The organism is Pseudomonas sp. NBRC 111138, from assembly GCF_001320835.1.
Taxonomy (GTDB): domain Bacteria; phylum Pseudomonadota; class Gammaproteobacteria; order Pseudomonadales; family Pseudomonadaceae; genus Aquipseudomonas; species Aquipseudomonas paracarnis.
Map to the genome: position 1 here is coordinate 1 of NZ_BCBO01000093.1, position 22,036 is coordinate 22,036.

A 22,036-nucleotide genomic window follows, 5' to 3' on the forward strand; every position below is an offset into this window, starting at 1 on the left:
ATCAAAAGCCAGATCAAGATCACAAGCAGATCAAGATCACAAGCAGATCAAGATCAAGAGCGGCTCGCTTCTCATCGTAGTTTCCGTGGAGCCCTTACCCACATATGTCGGCGCTGCATTAAACCCGCCGCGCAAACGTATCACTATGACTGCCCGACACCTTGCGGCAATGCACCAGCGCATCGCGAATCATGAAGTTCACCAAGGTCGGAGACACCCCAAGCTCCTTGGCGATGTCTTTTTGCGGCACGCCATGCAAGCGGTACATCTCGAACGCGTAGCGGGTGCGCTGGGGCAGTTGCGTCAGGGCGTCGGCGATGTTTTCCAGGGTGTTGAAATTGATGTGCGAGGTTTCCGGTGAAGCGCCGTGAATAACCACATTCAAGCCTTCCTCTTCGGTCCCGGAGTATTTGAGCTCCAGGGCCTGCTTGCGGTAATGATCGATCGCCAGGTTGCGCACGATCTGAAACAGATAACTCAGTTGGGCCTTGAACGATGAGGTGATGGTCGGCGCCGACTGCAGCCGGAAGTAGGCGTCCTGCACCACGTCTTCGGCGCGGGAGCGGCACCCGGTGATACGGGCCGCGATCTTCACCAAAATCAGTCGATTGTCGACGAACGCCTGGAGAAGGGGTGAATCGCACCTGCCTGTGGATACTTGTTCCGTCATGGAAATCACCTTGCTGCGAATAGGTTAGGGGAGGGCATCCCTGCTGAGGCCTCCTACATATCGGGCAACAAATTATGCTTAATGATAATGATTGTCAAATGAGAAGACGAACTAATCTTATGCCTTGGGCGAAGGTGTGAACCGCGTCTCGCTCGCCCCCGGCGACTAATTATTTGAAGGCTCCGTCCGTTCTCATGGGTGACAGGTTCGTTAGTACAACGGCCAAGGATCAGCACCCGCAGGAGGACCAGATGGGTTTTTATCGTGCATTCAGCGTGTTTCAGTTCGGAGTCCTCGCGGGATGAGTACGTCCCTGCGGCTGCGCCTGTTTTGCCTGCCCCACTCAGGCGCCAGCGCCTCGGTCTACGCTCGCTGGCGCCGGGTCTTGCCGGACTGGCTGCAAGTGTGCCCGCTGGAATTGCCGGGACGCGGCATACGTATGGACGAGCCATTGCAGCGCGATATCAAGGCCTTGGCCGCGCAGCTTGCTGAAGAAATCAGCCGTGATCTCGATGGCCCCTATGCCTTGTTCGGCCACAGCCTTGGCGGGCTGTTGGCGTTTGAATTGGCTCACGCTTTAAACGCGCGCAATCTGCCCGCGCCCCTGGCGTTGTTCGTGTCCGGCACGGCGGGCCCGGCGCGTCGTGATGTGAGCGAGTACGCCGTCGAAAAGACCGATGCCCAACTCATTGCCCGACTGCGCGAATTGCAGGGCACCGCCGAAGAAGCCCTGGCCAACCCCGAGCTGATGCAACTGATGTTGCCGATCCTGCGCGCCGATTTCCTGCTGTGCGGCAGTTTCACCTATGGCGAGCGCCAGCCCCTGGCGCTGCCGATCCATGTGTTCGGTGGCAAGCAGGACAGCGTGCGTGCCGATCAGTTGCTCGACTGGCAACTCGACGCCGCCAGTGGGTTTTCCCTGGACATGTTTGACGGCCATCACTTCTTCCTCGTGCAGCACGAAAGCGCCGTGCTGCGCTGCGTGCGTCGCTATGCCGACGAGCACCTGGCGCGCTGGCGCATTGGCGCGGCGCGCCAGCTCGTCGCCGGCTGAACCCCACCGACTTCCCGAATTTCCCGTAAGCCGATTTCAGGCAGGAACCCCATGATGGACGCCTTCGAACTCCCCCGCACCTTGGCCCAGTCCCTTCAACAGCGTGCTGCGCAGACGCCGGACCAGGTGGCGTTGCGCTTCCTCGCCGAGAGCGCCGAGCACAGTGTGGTGCTCAGTTATCGCGACCTCGACCAACGCGCCCGCACCATCGCCGCTGCCTTGCAAGCCAACGCTGGCCTGGGCGAGCGTGCGGTGTTGCTGTTCCCGAGCGGCCCGGACTATGTGGCGGCGTTCTTTGGTTGCCTGTACGCCGGGGTGATCGCGGTGCCGGCGTATCCACCGGAATCCACGCGTCGTCATCACCAGGAGCGCCTGCTGTCGATCATCAGCGATGCCGAGCCGCGGCTGCTGTTGACCATTGCCAGCCTCAGCGAGGGCCTGGCGCAGATTGAAAACGCGCCCAAGGTGTTGAGCGTCGACACCCTGGAGGCGCAGCAGGCCGACCAGTGGGTCGAGCCCGACCTCAAGGCCGACGACATCGCGTTCCTGCAATACACCTCTGGCTCCACCGCATTGCCCAAAGGCGTGCAAGTCAGCCACGGCAACCTGGTGGCCAACGAAGTGCTGATCCGCCGTGGTTTTGGCATCGACCTCAACCCCGACGACGTGATCGTCAGTTGGTTGCCGCTGTACCACGACATGGGCCTGATCGGCGGCCTGCTGCAACCGATCTTCAGCGGCGTGCCCTGCGTGTTGATGTCGCCGGCCTACTTCCTTGGCCGACCTTTGCGCTGGCTGGAGGCGATCAGCGAATACGGCGGCACCATCAGCGGTGGCCCGGACTTCGCCTACCGCCTGTGCAGCGAACGAGTCAGTGAGTCGGCCCTGGAGCGCCTGGATTTGAGCCGCTGGCGCGTCGCCTATTCGGGTTCCGAGCCGATCCGCCTCGACACCCTGGAACGCTTCGCGGAAAAATTCGCGGCCTGTGGTTTCACCCCGAATAATTTCTTCGCCTCCTACGGCCTGGCCGAAGCCACCCTGTTTGTCGCCGGCGGTACCCGTGGCCGTGGCATTCCCGCCCTGCGCCTGGACGAACAGGCGCTGGCCGCCAACCGTGCCGAACCGGGGCAGGGCCCTGCGATCATGAGTTGCGGCACCAGCCAGCCGAACCACGCCGTGCTGATCGCCGACCCGCACACCCTCACCGAGCTGCCCGACCAGTGCGTCGGCGAACTCTGGGCCACGGGCCCGAGCATCGCCCACGGCTACTGGCGCAACCCGCAAGCCAGCGCCAAGACCTTCGTTCAGCATGCTGGCCGCACCTGGTTGCGCACCGGTGACCTGGGTTTTATCCGCGACGGTGAGGTGTACATCACCGGGCGCCTGAAAGACCTGCTGATCGTGCGCGGCCACAACCTCTACCCCCAGGACATCGAACAGACCATCGAGCGCGAAGTGGAAGTGGTGCGCAAGGGTCGGGTCGCCGCGTTTGCGGTCAATGACCAGGGCCTGGAAGGCATCGGCATCGCCGCGGAAATCAGCCGCAGCGTGCAGAAAATCCTGCCGCCCGAAGCGCTGATCAAAGCGATCCGCCAAGCCGTGGCCGAGGCCTGCCAGCAAGCTCCGAGCGTGGTGGTGCTGCTCAACCCAGGCGCTTTGCCGAAGACCTCCAGCGGCAAAGTGCAGCGTGCGGCCTGTGCGATTCGGCATGCCGATGGCAGCCTCGACAGCTACGCGCAGTTCCCCGGGCAGCCGGGGCAGGCGAGCGAAGTGGCGCTGGAATCGGACCTGCAACAGCAGATCGCGGCGATCTGGTGCGAACAACTGCAACTGGCTCATGTGGCGGGCGACGATCACTTTTTCCTGCTGGGGGGCAACTCCATCACCGCGACCCAAGTGGTCGCCCGCCTGCGCGAAAGCCTGGGGCTGGAACTGAGCCTGCGCCTGCTGTTCGAAGCGCCGACCCTCGCCGCCTTCGCCACGGCCGTCGCGCAACTGCAACAGGATGGCGGCGTGGCCCAAGGCGCAATCCACGTGCTGTCACGTCAAGAAGACCTGCCCCAATCCCTGGCACAGAACCGCCTGTGGATCACCTGGCAATTGGACCCTCACAGCAGTGCCTACACCATTCCCGGCGCCTTGCACCTGCGCGGCGAGCTGGATGAAGACGCACTGCGCCACAGCTTCCAGCAACTGATCCAGCGTCACGAAGCCCTGCGCACGCGCTTCTGCGAGCGCGACGGCCAGGCGTTCCAGCGTGTCGAGGCTACGGCGGATTTCGAACTGCCGATCATCGACCTCAGTGACCTGCCCAACACCGAGCGCGAAGCCCGTGCGCAAGAGGTTCGCGAAGACCAGGCGCGCAGCCCGTTCGACCTGGAAAAAGGCCCGTTGCTTCGGGTTACCCTGGTGCGCCTGGGCGATGAAGAGCACCAACTGCTGGTGACGCTGCACCACATCATTGCTGACGGTTGGTCGCTGAATATCCTGATCGACGAGTTCTCGCGCCTGTACGCCGCTGCCGCCCAAGGCCAGTCTCTGGAGCTGCCGCCGCTGGCCTTGCAATACGCCGACTACGGCAGCTGGCAGCGCCAATGGCTGGCCGAAGGCGAGGGCCAGCGACAGCTGACGTACTGGAAAGCGCAGTTGGGTGACGAGCATCCGGCCCTGAACCTGGCCACCGATCACCCGCGTGCAGCCCAGCATCGGCACAGCGCCTCGCGCCATAGCCAGCGCCTGGATGCGCGCCTCAGTGCGGCGATCCGCCAGACCGCCCAGGCCCATGACTCAACACCGTTCATGCTGCTGCTGGCGACGTTCCAGACCTTGCTCTATCGCTACAGCGGCCAGCGCGACATCCGTATCGGCGTGCCCAATGCCAACCGCCCACGCCATGAAACCCAGGGCCTGATCGGCTTCTTTATCAACACCCTGGTGCTGCGCGCCGAGCTGGACGGGCGCCTGCCGTTCAACCAACTGTTGGCCGCCACTCGCGAGACCACATTGGCCGCCCAGGCCCATCAGGACCTGCCCTTCGAACAACTGCTGGAAGCCTTCCCCCAGACCCGCGAACAGGGCCTGTTCCAGGTCATGTTCAACCACCAGCAGCGCGACCTCAGTGCCTTGCGCCGCCTGCCGGGCCTGCTGGCCGAAGAGTTGCCCTGGCACAGCCGCGAAGCCAAGTTCGACCTGCAACTGCACAGCGAAGAAGACCGCAATGGGCGCTTGAGCCTGTCGTTCGACTACGCCGACGAGCTGTTCGATTGCGCGACCATCCAGCGTCTGGCCGAGCACTTCATCCATCTACTTCAAGCTGTGTGTACGCAACCACAACACGCCATCGGCGATCTGCCGTTGATGCAGGCTGACGAACAGCAACCCTGGAGCGAAGCCCCCTGCGCGCCGGCCCGGCACTGGCTGCCCGAGCTGCTCAATCAGCAGACGTCGGACGCCACCGCATTGGTCTGGCAGGACGGCAGCCTGACATTCGCCCAATTGCACACCCAGGCCAACCGCCTGGCCCATTACCTGCGCGACAAAGGCGTCGGCCCGGACGTGTGCGTGGCCATCGCCGCCGAGCGTTCGCCGCAACTGCTGATCGGCCTGCTCGCCATCATCAAGGCCGGTGGCGCCTACGTGCCGCTGGACCCGGATTACCCCGCCGAACGCCTGGCCTACATGCTCAAGGACAGCGGCGTGCAACTGCTGCTCACCCAGACCGCGTTGCTGCCCCAACTGCCCAGCGCCGAAGGCGTGTGCGTGATTGCCATGGACAGCCTGCACCTCGACAGCTGGCCGACCCAGGCGCCAGGCTTGCACCTGCACGGCGATAACCTCGCCTACGTGATCTACACCTCCGGTTCCACCGGCCAACCCAAAGGCGTGGGCAACACCCACGGCGCCCTGGCCGAGCGTTTGCAGTGGATGCAGGCCACCTATCAACTGAACGAAACCGATGTGCTGATGCAAAAGGCGCCGATCAGTTTCGACGTGTCGGTGTGGGAATGCTTCTGGCCATTGATTGCCGGCTGCCGCCTGGTATTGGCCGGGCCGGGCGAACATCGCGACCCGCACCGCATCGCGCAGCTTGTGCAGGAACATGGGGTGACCACGCTGCACTTCGTGCCGCCGCTGTTGCAGCTGTTTATCGACGAGCCGCTGGTGGCCGAATGCACCAGCCTGCGTCGCCTGTTCTCCGGCGGCGAAGCCTTGCCCGCCGAACTGCGTAACCGTGTACTGGCGCGCTTGCCAGCGGTGCAATTGCACAACCGCTATGGCCCGACCGAAACCGCGATCAACGTCACCCACTGGCAGTGCGCCGCCTCGGATGGCGAGCGCTCGCCGATTGGCCGGCCGTTGGGCAATGTGATCTGCCGCGTACTGGACGAGCAGCTCAACCCGTTGCCGGCCGGTGTGCCGGGCGAACTGTGCATCGGCGGTATCGGCCTGGCGCGGGGTTACCTGGGCCGTGCCGGGCTGACAGCCGAACGTTTTGTCGCCGACCCGCTGGGCGCGGCGGGCACCCGCTTGTATCGCACCGGTGACCGTGCGCGCTGGAACGCCGATGGCGTGCTCGAATACCTCGGACGCCTCGATCAGCAGGTCAAACTGCGGGGGTTCCGGGTGGAGCCGGAAGAAATCGAAGCGCGCCTGCTGGCCCAGGTAGGCGTTGCCCAGGCCGTGGTGCTGGTGCGTGATGCACAGTTGATCGGCTACTACACCGCCGACACCGAACTGGATGAGCAAAGGGTCAAAACCGCCCTGGCCGCCGAGTTGCCGGAGTACATGGTGCCCGCGCTGCTGATGCGCCTTGACGCCATGCCCCTGAGCCCCAGCGGCAAGCTCGACCGGCGTGCCTTGCCAGAGCCGGTATGGCAAACCCGCGAACACGTCGAACCGCACACACCTTTGCAGCTGCAAATCGCCGCGATCTGGCGCGAGGTGCTTGGCCTGCCACGCATCGGCCTGCGCGATGACTTTTTCGCACTCGGCGGGCACTCGTTGCTGGCCACGCAAATCATCTCCCGCACCCGCCAGGCCTGCGACGTCGAACTGCCCCTGCGCACGCTGTTCGAAGCCAGCGAGCTGGGCGATTTTGCCCAGCAGGTCGGGCTGATGCAGGCGGCGGGCCAGCGCAACCAACAGACTGCCATCGCCAAAGTCGACCGCAGCCAGCCGGTCCCCTTGTCCTATTCCCAGCAGCGCATGTGGTTCCTCTGGCAGATGGAACCGGACAGCCCGGCCTACAACGTCGGCGGCATGGCGCGCCTGCGTGGGGTACTGGATGTGGGGCGTTTCGAGGCCGCCTTGCAGGCCTTGATCATGCGTCACGAAACCCTGCGCACCACCTTCCCAAGTGTCGATGGTGTGGCCTGTCAGAAGGTCTCGGCGCAAACCGGCGTGCGCATGGACTGGCAGGATTTCTCCGCGCTGAATGAGCCGCAGCGCCAGCAGCGTTTGCAGCAACTGGCCGATGTCGAGGCGCACACGCCGTTCAACCTGGAAACCGGGCCGCTGTTGCGCGCCTGCCTGGTCAAGGCCGGCGAGCAGGAACATTACCTGGTGCTGACCCTGCACCATATCGTCACCGAAGGCTGGGCAATGGACATCTTTGCCCGTGAACTCAGCGCCTTGTACGAAGCCTTTATCGACGAGCGCGACTCACCGCTGCCAGCGTTGCCGGTGCAGTACCTCGACTATAGCGTGTGGCAACGCCAGTGGATGGAAGCCGGTGAGCGCCAGCGTCAGCTGGACTACTGGACCGCCCAACTGGGCAACGAACACCCATTGCTGGAACTGCCCGGCGACCGTCCGCGGCCACCGGTGCAAAGCCACCGGGGCGAGCTGTACCGGTTTGATTTGAGCGATGAGCTGGCCGCCCGCGTGCGTGCCTTCAACGCCCAGCATGGCCTCACGCTGTTCATGACCATGACCGCGACCCTGGCAGTGTTGCTCTACCGCTACAGCGGCCAGACCGACCTGCGCATCGGCGCGCCAGTGGCCAACCGTATCCGCCCGGAAAGCGAAGGCTTGATTGGCGCGTTCCTCAATACCCAGGTGCTGCGTTGCCAGCTCAATGGGCAGATGCAGGTCAGCGAGTTGTTCGAGCAGGTGCGCCATACCGTGATCGAGGGCCAGTCCCACCAGGACCTGCCGTTCGACCATCTGGTGGAAGCCCTGCAACCGCCGCGCAGCGCGGCGTACAACCCGTTGTTCCAGGTGATGTGCAACGTGCAGCGCTGGGAATTCCAGCAAAGCCGCCAACTGGCTGGCATGACCGTGGAGTACCTGGCCAACGATGCGCGGGCGACCAAGTTCGACCTCAACCTGGAAGTCACCGACCTCGACCATCGCCTGGGTTGCTGCCTGACCTACAGCACCGACCTGTTCGACGAGCCGCGTATCGCGCGCATGGCCGAGCATTGGCGCAACCTGCTCGAAGCGTTGGTCGCCGATCCCGGCCAGCGCCTCAGCGAATTGCCGTTGCTGAGCGCAGATGAACAACGCGCCTTGCAAGACAGCCTGGGGGTGGAGAAGGGCGAGCATCGCCTCGACCAGTGCATCCATCAACTGTTCAGCCAGCAGGCCAGCCAGCGGCCGGATGCCCCGGCGCTGACCTTTGCCGGTGTGACCCTCTCGTATGCGCAACTGGATGAGCGCGCCAACCGCCTGGCCTGGATGCTGCGCGAGCGTGGCGTGGGCCCGCAGATGCGCGTGGGCCTGGCGCTGCCGCGTTCGCTGGAAATGGTCGTCGGTTTGCTGGCGATCCTCAAGGCCGGCGGTGCCTATGTGCCGTTGGACCCGGAATACCCGCTGGACCGCCTGCATTACATGATCGAAGACAGTGACATCGGCCTGCTGCTCAGTGATGCGGCGCTGTTCGAAGCTCTTGGTGAGTTGCCGGCGACGGTGGCGTGCTGGTGCCTGGAGGATGACTCGCCGGTGCTGGCGAATTACCCCGCCGAAGCGCTGCCGTTCGTGAGTCTGGCACAACACCAGGCGTACCTCATCTACACCTCGGGCTCCACGGGCAAGCCCAAAGGTGTGGTGGTGTCCCACGGTGAGATCGCCATGCATTGCCAGGCGGTGATCGAGCGCTTTGATATGCGCCCGGATGACTGCGAGCTGCACTTTTACTCGATCAACTTCGATGCTGCCACCGAGCGTTTACTGGTGCCGCTGCTGTGCGGGGCGCGGGTGGTATTGCGCGCCCAGGGCCAGTGGGATGCGGAGGAAATCTGCGCGCTGATCCGTACCCATCGCATCAATGTGCTCGGTTTCACCCCGAGCTACGGCAGCCAGTTGGCGCAGTGGCTGGCGACCCAGCAACAGACGCTGCCGGTGCGCATGTGCATCACCGGTGGCGAAGCCTTGACCGGCGAACACCTGCAACGCATCCGCGCAGCGTTCACGCCCCAGTTGTTCTTCAACGCCTACGGCCCCACCGAAACCGTGGTGATGCCCCTGGCCAGCCTGGCGCCCGAGCAGTTGGAGGAGGGCGCTGGCAGCGTGCCGATCGGCAGCATCGTCGGCGAGCGCGTGGCCTACATTCTCGACGCCGACCTGGCGCTGGTGCCCCAGGGCGCCAGCGGTGAGCTGTACATCGGCGGCGCCGGCCTGGCCCAGGGTTATCACCAGCGGCCGGGGATGACGGCGGAGCGCTTTGTCGCAGACCCGTTTGCTGGCAAGGGCGGGCGCCTGTACCGCACAGGCGACTTGGTACGCCAACGCGCCGATGGCCTGGTGGAGTACCTGGGGCGCATCGACCATCAGGTGAAGATCCGCGGTTTTCGCATCGAGCTGGGCGAAATCGAAACGCGCTTGCTCGAACATGACGCTGTGCGCGAAGCGGTGGTGCTGGCACTGGATGCGCCGAGCGGCAAGCAATTGGTGGCGTACCTGGTCAGCGATGCCGAGCACGCCGCCTTGCGCGACGCGTTGAAGGCGCACCTCAAGGCGCAACTACCGGACTACATGGTGCCCGCGCATCTGATCGTGCTGCAGAGCATGCCGCTGACCGCCAACGGCAAGCTCGACCGCCGCGCCTTGCCTGAGCCCGACCCAGAGGCCAATCGCCAAGCCTACGTGGCGCCGCGCAGCGAGCTGGAACACAGCCTGGCCGCCATCTGGTGCGCGGTGCTGAACGTGGAGCAAGTGGGCCTCGACGATAACTTCTTTGAACTGGGCGGCGACTCGATTCTGTCGATCCAGGTGGTGAGCCGGGCGCGCCAGGCCGGCATTCATTTCAGCCCCCGTGACCTGTTCCAGCACCAGACCGTACAGAGCCTGGCTGCCGTGGCGACTCGCTCGGAGCTCATTATCGCCGAGCAAGGATTGCTGACCGGCCCCTCGGGCCTCACGCCGATCCAGCACTGGTTCTTCGACACCGATATCCCGGCGCGCCAGCACTGGAACCAGGCGTTGGTGCTCAAGCCACTGCAACTGCTCGATGCCCATCGCCTGGAGCAAGCGCTGCTGGCGGTGCTGGAACACCACGACGCGCTGCGTTTGAGCTTTACCCCGCGCGATGCGCAATGGCATGCCGAACACCTGGGCGTGCCGGAAGGCGGCGTGCTGCTGCAGGCGCAGGTGCGCGACATGCAGGCGTGCACGGCGTTGTTCACCGACACTCAGCGCAGCCTCGACCTGGCACAGGGGCCGCTGCTGCGCGCCTTGCTGGTGGACGGGCCGCAAGGCCAGCAGCGCTTGCTGATCGCCATCCATCACCTGGTGGTGGACGGCGTGTCGTGGCGCGTCCTGCTGGAAGACTTGCAAAATGTTTATCGCCAACTCAGTGAAGGCCAGTCCGTCAGCCTGCCGGCCAAAACCAGCGCGCTGCGCGATTGGGCTGCGCGCTTGCAAGCCTATGCCCATAGTGAGTCCTTGCGCGAAGAGTTGAGCCTGTGGCAAGCGCAACTAGCTGGCCCCACCGTGGCCTTGCCAGTACAGCGTCCCCAAGGCGCACGGCGCCATAGCGATGCCGAAACGGTCAGCGTGCGCCTGGATGCCGAGCGCACCCGGCAGTTGCTGCAACAGGCGCCGAGTGCCTATCGCACCCAGGTCAACGACCTGTTGCTGACCGCCCTGGCCCGCGTGCTGTGCCGCTGGAGCGGGCAGGCCTCGGCACTGATCCAACTGGAAGGCCATGGCCGCGAAACCTTGTTCGATGATATCGACCTGACCCGCAGCGTGGGCTGGTTCACCAGTGCCTATCCGTTGCGTCTGACGCCGCAGGCCGAGCAGGGCGACTCGATCAAGGCGATCAAGGAGCAATTGCGCGGCGTGCCCCATAAAGGCTTGGGCTATGGCGTACTGCGTTACCTGGCCGAAGACCTGTGCAAGCAGAGCATGGCCGCATTGCCGAGCGCGCAGGTCACCTTCAACTACCTGGGTCAGTTCGACCAGAGCTTTGGCACTGACGCGCTGTTCCACCCGCTGGAGGAATCCGCCGGCCTGGCCCATGACCCGGATGCGCCGTTGCCCAATGAACTGAGCATCGACAGCCAGGTCTACGGCGGCGAGCTGGTGCTACGCTGGACGTTCAGCCGTGAGCGGCATGATCAGCAGGTGATTCGCGATCTGGCCGAGGCCTACCTGGGCGAATTGCACAGCCTTATCGCCCATTGCCTGCAGGACGATGCCGGTGGCCTCACGCCGTCCGACTTCCCCCTGGCGCGCCTGACCCAGGTGCAACTGGACGCCTTGCCGGTACCGGCCAGCGCCATCGAAGACGTCTACCCGCTGACCCCGATGCAGGAGGGCTTGCTGCTGCACACCCTGCTGGAGCCCGGCACTGGCCTGTATTACATGCAGGACCGCTACCGCATCAACAGCGCCCTGGACCCGGAGCGTTTTGCACAGGCCTGGCAAGCGGTGATCGCCCGCCACGAAGCCTTGCGCGCCTCGTTCTGCTGGAACGTCGGCGAAGACATGCTGCAAGTGATCCACAAGCCCGGCAGTACGCCGATCGAGTACCTGGACTGGAGCGCCGACCCGCAGGATCAGCAGGAGCCGCGTCTGCAAGCCTTGCTCAAGGCCGAGCGCGAAGCCGGTTTTGACCTGCTCAACCAGGCGCCTTTCCACTTGCGCCTGATTCGCGTGGGCGAGGCGCGCTACTGGTTCATGATGAGCAACCACCACATCCTGATCGATGCCTGGTGCCGTTCGCTGCTGATGAATGACTTCTTCGATATCTACACAGCCCTGGGCGAAGGCCGCGATGCGCAACTGGCGACGCCGCCGCGCTATCGCGACTACATTGCCTGGCTGCAACGCCAGGACCTCAACGAGGCGCGCCAGTGGTGGCAGCAAAACTTGCAAGGCTTCGAGCGCGCCACGCCGATCCCGAGTGACCGCCCGTTCCTGCGCGAACACGCCGGTGGCAGTGGCGGCATGGTGGTGGGCGACTGCTACACCCGCCTGGATGCCCGCGACGGTGCGCAACTGCGCGAACTGGCCCAGGCGCATCAGCTCACCGTCAACACCTTCGCCCAGGCGGCGTGGGCCTTGGTGCTGCGGCGTTTGAGTGGCGATCGCGACGTGCTGTTCGGCGTCACCGTGGCCGGGCGCCCGGTGGACATGCCCGAGATGCAACGCACCGTGGGGCTGTTTATCAACAGTATCGCGCTGCGGGTGAAACTGCCCGAGGACGGCCAGACGTGCAGCGTGCGCCAGTGGTTGAGCGCCTTGCTCGACAGCAATATGCAACTGCGCGAGTACGAATACCTTCCGTTGGTGACGATCCAGGAACACAGCGAATTGCCCAAAGGCCAGCCGCTGTTCGACAGCCTGTTTGTGTTTGAGAACGCGCCAGTGGAAGTCTCGGTGCTGGACCGTGCACAAAGCCTGAACGCCACCTCGGATTCCGGGCGTACCCACACCAACTTCCCGCTGACGGCGGTGTGCTACCCCGGCGATGACCTCGGTTTGCACCTGTCCTACGACCAGCGTTATTTCGACGAAAGCACCGTGCAAGGCATGCTCGCTGAGTTCAAGCGCCTGTTGCTGGCGCTGGTGCAGGGCTTCCATGGCGACATGGCCGAGCTGGCGCTGATTGGCGAGCAGGAACGTGAATTCCTGGTGGCGGGCTGTAACCAGAGTGAGCGAGCCTATCCGCTGGAGACGAGCTACATCGAGCTGTTCGAGGCCCAGGTGGCAGAGCATCCGCAGCGCATCGCCGCCAGTTGCCTGGACCAGCAATGGAGCTACGACGAACTGAACCGCCGCAGTAACGGCCTGGGCCACGCGTTGATTGCGGCCGGTGTGGGCCTGGACCAACCGGTGGCGTTGCTGGCTGAACGTGGGTTGGACTTGCTCGGCATGATCATCGGCAGCTTCAAGGCCGGTGCCGGTTACCTGCCGCTGGACCCAGGGCTGCCCGGCCCGCGCCTGAGCCGCATCATCGACATGAGCCGCACGCCGCTGCTGGTTTGCACCGAGGCGTGCCGCGAGCAGGCCGTCGAGTTGCTCGAAGGTGTCGATTGCCAGTTGCTGGTGTGGGAGGAAATTCCCGCCCGTGGTGAAAACCCAGGTGTCTACAGTGGCCCGGACAACCTTGCTTACGTGATCTACACCTCAGGCTCCACCGGCTTGCCCAAGGGTGTGATGGTGGAACAGCGCGGCATGCTCAATAACCAATTGAGCAAGGTACCGTACCTGAACCTGAGCGATGCCGATGTGATCGCCCAGACCGCGTCGCAAAGCTTCGATATTTCTGTGTGGCAGTTCCTCGCCGCGCCGCTGTTTGGCGCGCGTGTGGACATTGTGCCCAATACCATCGCCCATGATCCGCAAGGGTTGCTGGCCCACGTTCAAGCACAGGGCATCACCGTGCTGGAGAGTGTGCCGTCGCTGATCCAGGGCATGCTGGCCCAGGAGCGTATCAGCCTCGAGGGCCTGCGCTGGATGTTGCCGACCGGGGAGGCCATGCCACCTGAGCTGGCCCATCAGTGGCTGCTGCGTTACCCGCAGATTGGCCTGGTGAATGCTTACGGCCCGGCGGAATGCTCCGATGATGTGGCGTTCTTCCGCGTCGATCTGGCGTCGACCCGTGGCACTTACCTGCCGATTGGTACGCCGACCGACAACAACCGCTTGTACCTGCTGGACGGCGCTTTAGAGCTGGTGCCTCAAGGGGCGGTGGGCGAGTTGTGCGTCGCCGGCACCGGTGTCGGTCGTGGCTATGTCAGCGATCCGCTGCGCACCTCCCAGGTGTTTGTACCCAATCCCTTTGGCGCGCCTGGTGAGCGCCTCTACCGTACCGGCGACCTGGCACGGCGTCGCAGCGATGGGGTGCTGGAGTATGTCGGGCGTATCGACCACCAGGTGAAGATTCGCGGCTACCGCATCGAACTGGGTGAAATCGAAGCGCGCCTGCATGAACAACCCCTCGTGCGCGACGCGGCGGTGGGTGTGCAAGAGGGGGCCAATGGCAAACATCTGGTCGGCTACCTGGTGGCCGCCGATGCCACGCTGGAACCGAGTGAACAGCTGGAGCGCGTCAAGCAACGCCTGCGTACCGAACTGCCGGAATACATGGTGCCACTGCATTGGCTATGGCTTGACCGCCTGCCCCTGAATGCCAACGGCAAGCTCGACCGCAAGGCCCTGCCGGCCCTGGAGATCGGCCAGTTGCACAATCAGGACTATGTGGCGCCGCGCACTGAACTGGAAACTACGTTGGCGGGTATCTGGGCCGAGGTGCTGAAGGTCGAGCGGGTCGGGGTGCAGGACAACTTCTTCGAACTGGGCGGGCACTCGCTGCTGGCCACGCAGATTGCCTCGCGGGTGCAGAAGACACTGCAGCGCGATGTGCCGTTGCGGGCGATGTTCGAGTGCAGCACCGTGGCGGAGTTGGCCGAGTATATCGAGGGGGTGGCGGGCAATGAGATCAGTGCCGAGAAGGTGGATCGGTTGAGCGATTTGATGGCGGAGTTGGAGGGGCTTTGATCTTCGTTGTCTGTCAGGGCCTCATTGCAGCATAGGCATCTACACAGCTGGACCTGTGGCGAGGGAGCTTGCTCCCGTGACGGCCTGGCAGCCGACGCTGATCGAGCTGGTGCACCGCGATCCAAATGTGGGAGCTGGCTTGCCTGCGATGGCGGCCTGACAGCCGACGCAGTTATACCGAGTACATATCCATTCCTGCGGTAACGGCCACTTAGGGTTCCGCTTTTACAGCGGCTCACTTTTGAAAAGCGCAAAAGTAAGCAAAACGCTCTTGCCCCACTACTCGGCACCTCGCTTAGGCTCGGTGTGCCCGAACACAGGCTTGAATCCGTGGGCCGCCGCCACGCGCCATCCATGGCGCGGGGCGGCTAACCCGGCGTCCTGCCGGGTTACCCACGAATTCAAGCCAGCGTTCGGCCAGCGTGGTTTAACGGGGCGCCTGAGATCAAGATCAAAAGCAGATCAAGAGCGACTCGCTTCGCATCGTGGTTACCGTCTGCTGTTACAACCCACAAAGTTGTGTAGATACCTATGCTCATCGCAGGCAAGCCAGCTCGCACATTGGATCGCGGGGCATCAGTTATATCTGTGTCGGCTGCCAGGCCGTCACGGGAGCAAGCTCCCTCGCCACAGATTTAGCGTCGTGCCGAAGTTGTGTAGATACCTATGCTCATCGCAGGCAAGCCAGCTCCCATATTTTGAGTTGCGAATACATTCAAATGTGGGAGCTGGCTTGCCCGCGATGGCGGCGCTTATTTTGGCCCGAGAATTTTCACTAACTTATCCGGCGAAGGCGCCCCTTGCTGCTGCTGCAACCCACCCTTGTCATCCAGATAGAAGATCGCCGGCGTCGCCGACAACTCCAGTTCATCCATCAGCTTCATATTGGCATCAAGCTTGGCCTCGACCTCGGCCGGGATCTTTTCCAGCGCCTTGAGCTTGCTGCCCTTGCCGGCGGCTTCGTGTTCTTGCAGGGCTTTTTGCGGGTCTTTGGCGGCGAGCAGGGCGGCGGATTTGCCTGGGCTGTCTTCGCGGATGATGCCGACCATGATGTGGCGCAACTGCACCTTGCCGGCCTTCACCCACGGGCGGGCCTGTTCCCAGAACATGTTGCAGTACGGGCAGTTGGGGTCGCTGAACAGGTAGACGGTGCGCGGGGCGTTTTTATCGCCGTCCTGGATCCAGCTGCTGTTTTCCATCTTGGCCCAGACTTCCTTGGCCATCGGCGCGTACACCAGTTTTTCCAGGGGCGCGGTGCTCAGGTCATTGCCTTGGGCGTCGTACAGGTTGCCCGCGATCACGTGCTTGCCGTCGGCGGTCAGGTACAGGGCCATGCCACGGTTCTGGTACTGGGCGGCGTAGCCGGTGAGGCCGCTGGGGGCATCGAATTTGCCGATGATCTTGGCACCTTTGGCTTCGATCTGTTTGATCGGGGCCGGCAGGTCTTCGGCCTGGGCCAGCGTAGCGGCTAGCGTCAAAGGCAGCAGGGTCAGCAGGTGGCGGAGGCGAGGCATGTCGGTTTCCTTGTCGTGGTGTTGTCGAAGGGTTCCATGGCACGGGCCAGGCTGGCTTCGGAGAGTTCGCCCAAGTGGCTGTTGATCAGGCGCCCATCGGCTTGGTAGAACAACGTGGTCGGCAGCGCCATGGAACCCACAGCCTGGCCGAGGCGGCCGCTGGCGTCGAACAGCACGTTGTCGAGGTTCAGGCCCTGGGTGGCCAGGTAAGTGCTGACGCTCTGCATGCTTTCGGCCTGGTTGACGAACAGGAAGGTCACATCGGGGCGCATGCGCTGGGCGTTTTCCAGCACCGGCATTTCGCGTCGGCATGGCGGGCACCAGGTGGCCCAGAGGTTGATCACCAACGGGCCGCCTTGATAATCCGCCAGTTGCACCACCTCGCCATTGGCATTGCGCAGGGTGATATCCGGCAGGCGCGTGCCTTTTTCGTACAGACTGAGGGACAGGCTGGTCATGCCCCAGAACACCAGGCCGGTGATCACCCCGGCGCTGAGCGGCTTGCGCAGGGCAGGGCGACGCCAGCCGTAGACCAGCGCGCCGAGGATCAGCGCGATGATCCCGGGCCAGGCGAGAAAGCCGCCGTCACGCAGGTCGACCATCTCCACCCAGTCGTGGCTGTAATAACTCCAGTACATCAGCACAAAGCTGACGCGGGCGGCGAGCAGGCCCAGCAGAAACAGGCTGAACAGCACCGACTCCGGGTTTTCGCCGCCGCGCTTGGCCACGCGCCAGCCCACCAGGGTGGCGAGAATCAGCGCGCTGATCAGCAGCAGGTGATTCAGGGCGATGGCGAAGGTGCCGATGGTGAGGGTCAGCATCAGAGAGCGTCCCGCGTCTGGGTCCAGCGTTGCAGGAAGGCGGCGGCGTCTACTTCGCCGGTGATGCGTTGGGCGCGGCGTTCTTCACCGTCCGGGCCGATCCACACGAAGCTCGGTGGCCCTGGCACTTTGTAGCGGCCCAGCAGCTCGCGGCTGGCGGCGTTGTCGGCGGTGACGTCCAGGCGTAACAGGCGCACGTCTTTGAGCGCGTCCATCACCTCGGGTTTGCCGAACACCTGTTTCTCCATGATCTTGCACGACACGCACCAGTCGGCGTAGTAGTCCAGCAGCACCCATTGGCCCTGGGCCTTGGCACTGTCGAGCTGGCTTTGCAGCACGGCCGGGTCGTTGATCGTGGTGAAGGCATCGTGGGCGCTCGGTGCACCGGCGACCTTTGAGCCACTGTAAACCTTCAAGGGTTGCCACAGCTCATCGCTGCCACCGGCCGCCCCCACCACCAGCACCGCGCCCCACAGACCCAGCACCAGGGAACCAGCGCCGAATACCTTGGCCGCCAGGCCGGACTCACGGGCCAGCGCCCAGCCACAGTACGCCATCACCAGCGCCAAGGCGCCCCACAGGCCGATCCACAGGCTGTCGCCGACCACCGGGCGAATCATCAGCACCGCGGTGCCCAGGAACAGGAAGCCGAAGATGCCCTTGAGCACGTTCATCCAGGTGCCCGGCTTGGGCAGGAAGCGATTGCCCACAGTCACCAGCAGCAACAGCGGGATGCCGATACCGATGCCCATGGCAAACAGGATCAGCCCCCCGTGCAGCGCATTGCCGCTCTGGGCGATGTACAGCAGGGCGCCAGCCAGGGGCGCGGTCATGCACGGCCCCACCAGCAGGCCGGACAACGCGCCGAGCACACCGGCACCTACCAGGCTGCCACCGCTTTGCTGGCGGCTGACGTTATCGAGGCGGTCGCGCAGGAAGGCGGGCAGTTGCAGTTCAAAGAAGCCGAACATCGGCAGGGCGAGCAGCACGAACAACGCCGCAAAGCTGCCGAGGATCCACGGGGTTTGCAGTAACGCCGCCAGGTTGGCGCCGAGCAACGCGGCCATCACCCCCAGGGCGGCATACACCAGCGCCATGCACACCACGTAGCTGCCGGCCAGGGCAAAGCCGCGACGCGGGCTGGCGCCGCTACCGACCACCAGGCCAGCGAGGATCGGCAGCATCGGCAACGAGCAGGGCGCAAACGCCAACAGCAGGCCCAGGCCGAAGAACACCAGCAGGCTCCACCCCAGGCTGCGCTGCTGCAGGCCGCTGGCCAGGCTTTGATCCTGGGCTTGCGCGGTCGCGGCGACGGCCGGGTTGCCGCCCAGGTCCACGGTGATCGACTGCGGCGGATAGCACAGGCCCGCATCGGCGCAGCCCTGCCAGCCGAGCTTGACCTGGCCGGTGGTGCCAGCGGGGATCTTCACTTCCAGGCCCTGGCGATACACCTGTTGTTCACCAAAGAACTCGTCGCTATGGGCTTCACCCTCGGGCAGCACGGGTTTTTCGGCCAGGCCGTCGAACTTCATGCGCTGCTGGTACAGGTAGTAACCGTCGGCAATCTGCCAAAACAGCTGGGTTTCGCCGCTTTCAAGACGTTCGGAGGTAAAGGCGAAGGCTTTGCCTACCGGGAGGAAGTCGGGTTTGGTTTCGAAGGGGCTGCCCGGCGCTGCCTGGGCGAATCCCGCGAACAACACCAGCAGAAAGGTAAACAGATGCCGCATGGTCAAGCCTTAGTTCGATGCAAGTGAGGCACACAATGTGTGGCGTTGATTAACCGATGATTAACCGCCGCTATTCTAGAGCGTAGGGATTGTCCGGTGTTGCGAACTTTAGCGGCATAATGCGCGCTTAATCCGTGGCTTTTCTAATCGCGCCATCTTTCATGAAGGGTTAACCATGCACGTACTGGTCTGTGAAGACGACGAACTGATCGCCAGTGGCATCGTGGCCGGCCTGACCGCCCAGGGCTTTACCGTGGAGCGCGTGGCCACGGCCTCGGCGGCGCGGGCGATGCTCAAGGCCGCGGCCTTCGACATCATGGTGCTCGACCTTGGCCTGCCCGACGAAGACGGCCTCAAGCTGCTGCAACAACAGCGCAGCCAGGGGTTGGACATTCCGGTGCTGATCCTCACCGCGCGGGACTCGGTGACCAACCGCGTCGATGGCTTGCAAGCCGGCGCCGACGATTACCTGCTCAAGCCCTTCGACTTGCGTGAACTCGCCGCTCGCCTGCAAACCCTGTTGCGCCGGGTGGCGGGGCGCAGCGTCAACCTGATCGAACATGGGCGCCTGGCCTACGACCCCAGCAGCCGCGAGACCTTCCTCGGCGGCCAGCCGGTGGATCTGTCCCGGCGTGAACAGGCGTTGTTGCAGGCACTGTTGCACAACAAGGGCCGCGTACTGTCCAGCGAACAGCTCAAGGACAGCGTCTACGGCTTCAGCGACGAACTGGAAAGCAACGCCCTCAACGTGCATATCCACCACCTGCGGCGCAAGTTGGGCAATGGCATCGTCGAAACCGTCAGGGGGCTGGGCTATCGCCTGGGCACGGCTGATGGGGGAGAAAACACTCCGTGATGAGCTTGCGTCTGCGCCTGACGTTCAAGCTGGGCGCCGCTTTTGTACTGATCTGGGTGCTGGCGGCCGCCTGGATGCTCAACGATTTGCGCAACCAGATGATGTTTTCCCTCGACCAGCGCCTGGTGGCTTCGGCGCGCATGGTAGCCGGGCTCACCGAGCAGATGCCGGGCCTGGCCAGCGTCAGCGGTGGCGCGCATTTGCGTACCGAACAACTGAATGTGCCGGGCGGCATGGCCTGCCAGGTCAGTTCGTTGCGCGGCGAGATCCTGGCGCGCAGCCATACCACGCCGGAGGAAGGGCTGGAGTCGCGCCGCAGCGGTTTTCGCGACCAGATCATCGACGGCGTGGGCTGGCGCAGCTTTACCCTGTCCCGTGGCGACTTGCTGATCACCACCGCCGACCGCCAGGTGGAGCGTGAAGCCCTCAACCTGTCGATCCTGCTGGCGGCGTCGGTGCCGGTCGGCGTGGCATTGCTGGGCTGCCTGTGCCTGCTGTGGCTGGGCATTGGCCAGAGCCTGGTGCCGCTCAACCGTATGCGGGATGCCCTGATGCGGCGCAGTGTCGACTCCCTCGAGCCTCTGCAGATTCACCCTCTGCCCAGTGAACTCAAGCCGTTGCTCGACACCCAGAACCAACTGCTGCAGCGCATCGCCAAGACCATCGAGCGCGAACGTCGCCTGACCGGTGACGCCGCCCATGAACTGCGCAGCCCGTTGACCGCGATCAAGACCCACCTGCAAGTCGCGCGCATGACCGAGGGCGCGGCCCGCGACCAGTCCCTGGCGCACGCCGAGGAGGGCGCCGATCGCTTGCATCGCACCCTGGAGCAACTGTTGTTGCTGGCGCGGGTGGAGGGCAGCCTGTCGTTTGACGATGGCCTGCAGTCCAGTGCCGAGGAAGTCGCCCGGTTGGCGATCCAGGATGCCAACGCCGGCGACAATTCACGCATTGATCTGATCCTGGCGCCGGATCTTTCCCCTGTTCCAGTGGCAATGCCTGTGGGCCTTGCCGTCGCGGCCTTGCGTAACCTGCTGGACAACGCCTTGCGCCATACCCCGGCCGATACCCGCGTGGAACTGCAGGTGTTTTCTACCCCGGATAACGTGGTGTTCCGCGTGCGTGACCATGGCCAGCAGATCTCCAGCGAAGACCTGCAATACCTCACCCAACGCTTCTGGCGCAATGGCAGCAGCGAAGGCTGTGGCCTGGGCCTGGCGATTGTCCAGGCGATCGTGCAGCGCTGTTCCTGCTCGTTGCACTTCGACAGCCAGCCCGATGGTATGCGGGTCGACCTGGGCATGCCGTTGCGGCGCTGAGCAGTCCTATTCACGTGGCAAATAATTACCGCCCGCCTGAGGCTCAAGCCTTCAGGATGGCGGTAATTTTTTTGCGCTTGAACGGGCCGAATGAGTCGGCCTGAATTGAAAAGGACTGTTCTTATGTTGGTGATCGACACCAGTTTCCCCGCCAGGGATTTCAACGACCGCCGTGGCGAATCCGTGCAGCAGGTGCTTGTGCACTACACGGCCGCGCCCTTTGCTTCCTCGCTACGCACCCTCACCCAAGATGGCGTCAGCGCCCACTATCTGCTGCCCGACCCCGCTGAACCCAGCTACCGCGCTGCCGGTTATGAAGAGCTGCGGGTGTTTCGCCTGGTGGACGAGGACCAGCGCGCCTGGCACGCAGGCGTGAGCTATTGGGCGGGGAAGGCCGATCTCAACAGCCGCTCGGTGGGCATTGAAATCGTCAACCTGGCGCGGGATGAAGCGGGGGTCTTTACCTTTCCGGAGTACGCACCGGCACAGATTGACCTACTGATTGAATTGCTTCGCGACCTGCTGGAGCGCTATCCACAGGTGGGCCCCACTGACTGGCTCGGGCATTCGGACGTGGCCTACTGGCGCAAGAGCGACCCTGGGCCTCGGTTGCCCTGGCGTGTGCTGCATGAGGCCGGCATCGGGGCCTGGTTTGATGAATCGAGCCGGGCGATGTACCAGCGCCGCTTTTGTCTCGGCTTGCCGCCGGAGGTCGAAGTGGAGCGGGCGTTTCAGCGTTATGGCTACAAGCCCGCGCAGAATCGCCGGGCCTTTGAACAGCGCACCCGGGCGTTCCAGATGCACTTTCGGCCACGGGATTATTGTGGATTCCTGGATGCAGAGACGTGCGCGATCTTGTATGCCCTGAACGAAAAGTACCGCGGGATTTAATACCGAGCACTGTTCAAATGTAGGAGCGAGCTTGCTCGCGAAAAACGTCAACGATACCGCGGGCTTTCTGGATAAACGCGGCGCCGGGGAGTTTTTCGCGAGCAAGCTCGCTCCTACAATTGGATCTTCATTCATCAGTTAACAACCCTCGTCCCCTAAATCCTTTTCACGCTGAAGCGTCTCCACAACAGGAAATCCGTGCGCATGCCCTTGGGCCAGACGCCAACGGATCGGCA

General features: G+C 63.8%; 9 protein-coding genes. 5 read left to right on the plus strand and 4 right to left on the minus strand.

The genetic code is table 11. The features are described 5' to 3' along the window. Window positions 1–118: 118 nt before the first annotated feature. Entirely contained in the window at window positions 119–670 is a 552-nt protein-coding gene (locus APH41_RS17820) for an RNA polymerase factor sigma-70 (protein ID WP_032904207.1), read from the minus strand. 301 nt (window positions 671–971) lie between these two features. On the opposite strand from APH41_RS17820, the gene APH41_RS17825 reads away from it, so the two are divergent. Then, the gene (locus tag APH41_RS17825; RefSeq protein WP_054920428.1) at window positions 972–1,724 is read left to right on the plus strand and encodes a thioesterase II family protein; all 753 of its coding nucleotides are present in this window, start codon (window positions 972–974) and stop codon (window positions 1,722–1,724) included. 51 nt (window positions 1,725–1,775) lie between these two features. Continuing rightward, complete coding sequence (locus APH41_RS17830) at window positions 1,776–14,672, plus strand: non-ribosomal peptide synthetase (RefSeq protein ID WP_054920431.1); 12,897 nt, start codon at window positions 1,776–1,778, stop codon at window positions 14,670–14,672. Window positions 14,673–15,424: 752 nt separating this feature from the next. Here APH41_RS17830 and dsbG read toward each other — a convergent pair. From dsbG to dsbD, 3 genes are read right to left on the minus strand one after another with little or no spacing between them, the layout of a single operon-like run. Beyond that, window positions 15,425–16,186 (minus strand): thiol:disulfide interchange protein DsbG, encoded by a 762-nt coding sequence (dsbG, locus tag APH41_RS17835; protein WP_020302229.1) that lies wholly within the window; start codon window positions 16,184–16,186, stop codon window positions 15,425–15,427. Beyond that, window positions 16,162–17,007, minus strand: a complete 846-nt coding sequence (locus APH41_RS17840) for a TlpA disulfide reductase family protein (protein WP_034126122.1) — start codon at window positions 17,005–17,007, stop codon at window positions 16,162–16,164. The genes dsbG and APH41_RS17840 overlap by 25 nt, the downstream gene beginning before the upstream one ends. Then, entirely contained in the window at window positions 17,007–18,734 is a 1,728-nt protein-coding gene (gene dsbD / locus APH41_RS17845) for a protein-disulfide reductase DsbD (RefSeq protein ID WP_034126123.1), read from the minus strand. The genes APH41_RS17840 and dsbD overlap by 1 nt, the downstream gene beginning before the upstream one ends. Window positions 18,735–18,909: 175 nt before the next feature. Between dsbD and APH41_RS17850 the strand changes: the two genes are divergently transcribed. The 3 genes from APH41_RS17850 (at window position 18,910) to APH41_RS17860 (ending at window position 21,800) form a co-directional block, all read left to right on the plus strand. After that, window positions 18,910–19,590, plus strand: a complete 681-nt coding sequence (locus APH41_RS17850) for a response regulator (RefSeq protein ID WP_014719307.1) — start codon at window positions 18,910–18,912, stop codon at window positions 19,588–19,590. Beyond that, window positions 19,590–20,909, plus strand: a complete 1,320-nt coding sequence (locus tag APH41_RS17855) for an ATP-binding protein (RefSeq protein WP_020302232.1) — start codon at window positions 19,590–19,592, stop codon at window positions 20,907–20,909. Before APH41_RS17850 ends, APH41_RS17855 begins: the two co-directional genes overlap by 1 nt. Window positions 20,910–21,032: 123 nt before the next feature. After that, window positions 21,033–21,800: an N-acetylmuramoyl-L-alanine amidase gene (locus APH41_RS17860; RefSeq protein ID WP_054896342.1), complete on the plus strand. Its 768-nt coding sequence runs from the start codon at window positions 21,033–21,035 to the stop codon at window positions 21,798–21,800. Window positions 21,801–22,036 lie beyond the last annotated feature (236 nt).

Excerpts from the sequence above, each read along its gene's own strand:
- APH41_RS17820 (WP_032904207.1), bottom strand. The coding sequence starts at position 670 with ATGACGGAACAAGTATCCACAGGCAGGTGCGATTCACCCCTTCTCCAG.
- APH41_RS17825 (WP_054920428.1), top strand. The coding sequence starts at position 972 with ATGAGTACGTCCCTGCGGCTGCGCCTGTTTTGCCTGCCCCACTCAGGC.
- APH41_RS17830 (WP_054920431.1), top strand. The coding sequence starts at position 1,776 with ATGATGGACGCCTTCGAACTCCCCCGCACCTTGGCCCAGTCCCTTCAA.
- dsbG (WP_020302229.1), bottom strand. The coding sequence starts at position 16,186 with ATGCCTCGCCTCCGCCACCTGCTGACCCTGCTGCCTTTGACGCTAGCC.
- APH41_RS17840 (WP_034126122.1), bottom strand. The coding sequence starts at position 17,007 with ATGCTGACCCTCACCATCGGCACCTTCGCCATCGCCCTGAATCACCTG.
- dsbD (WP_034126123.1), bottom strand. The coding sequence starts at position 18,734 with ATGCGGCATCTGTTTACCTTTCTGCTGGTGTTGTTCGCGGGATTCGCC.
- APH41_RS17850 (WP_014719307.1), top strand. The coding sequence starts at position 18,910 with ATGCACGTACTGGTCTGTGAAGACGACGAACTGATCGCCAGTGGCATC.
- APH41_RS17855 (WP_020302232.1), top strand. The coding sequence starts at position 19,590 with ATGAGCTTGCGTCTGCGCCTGACGTTCAAGCTGGGCGCCGCTTTTGTA.
- APH41_RS17860 (WP_054896342.1), top strand. The coding sequence starts at position 21,033 with ATGTTGGTGATCGACACCAGTTTCCCCGCCAGGGATTTCAACGACCGC.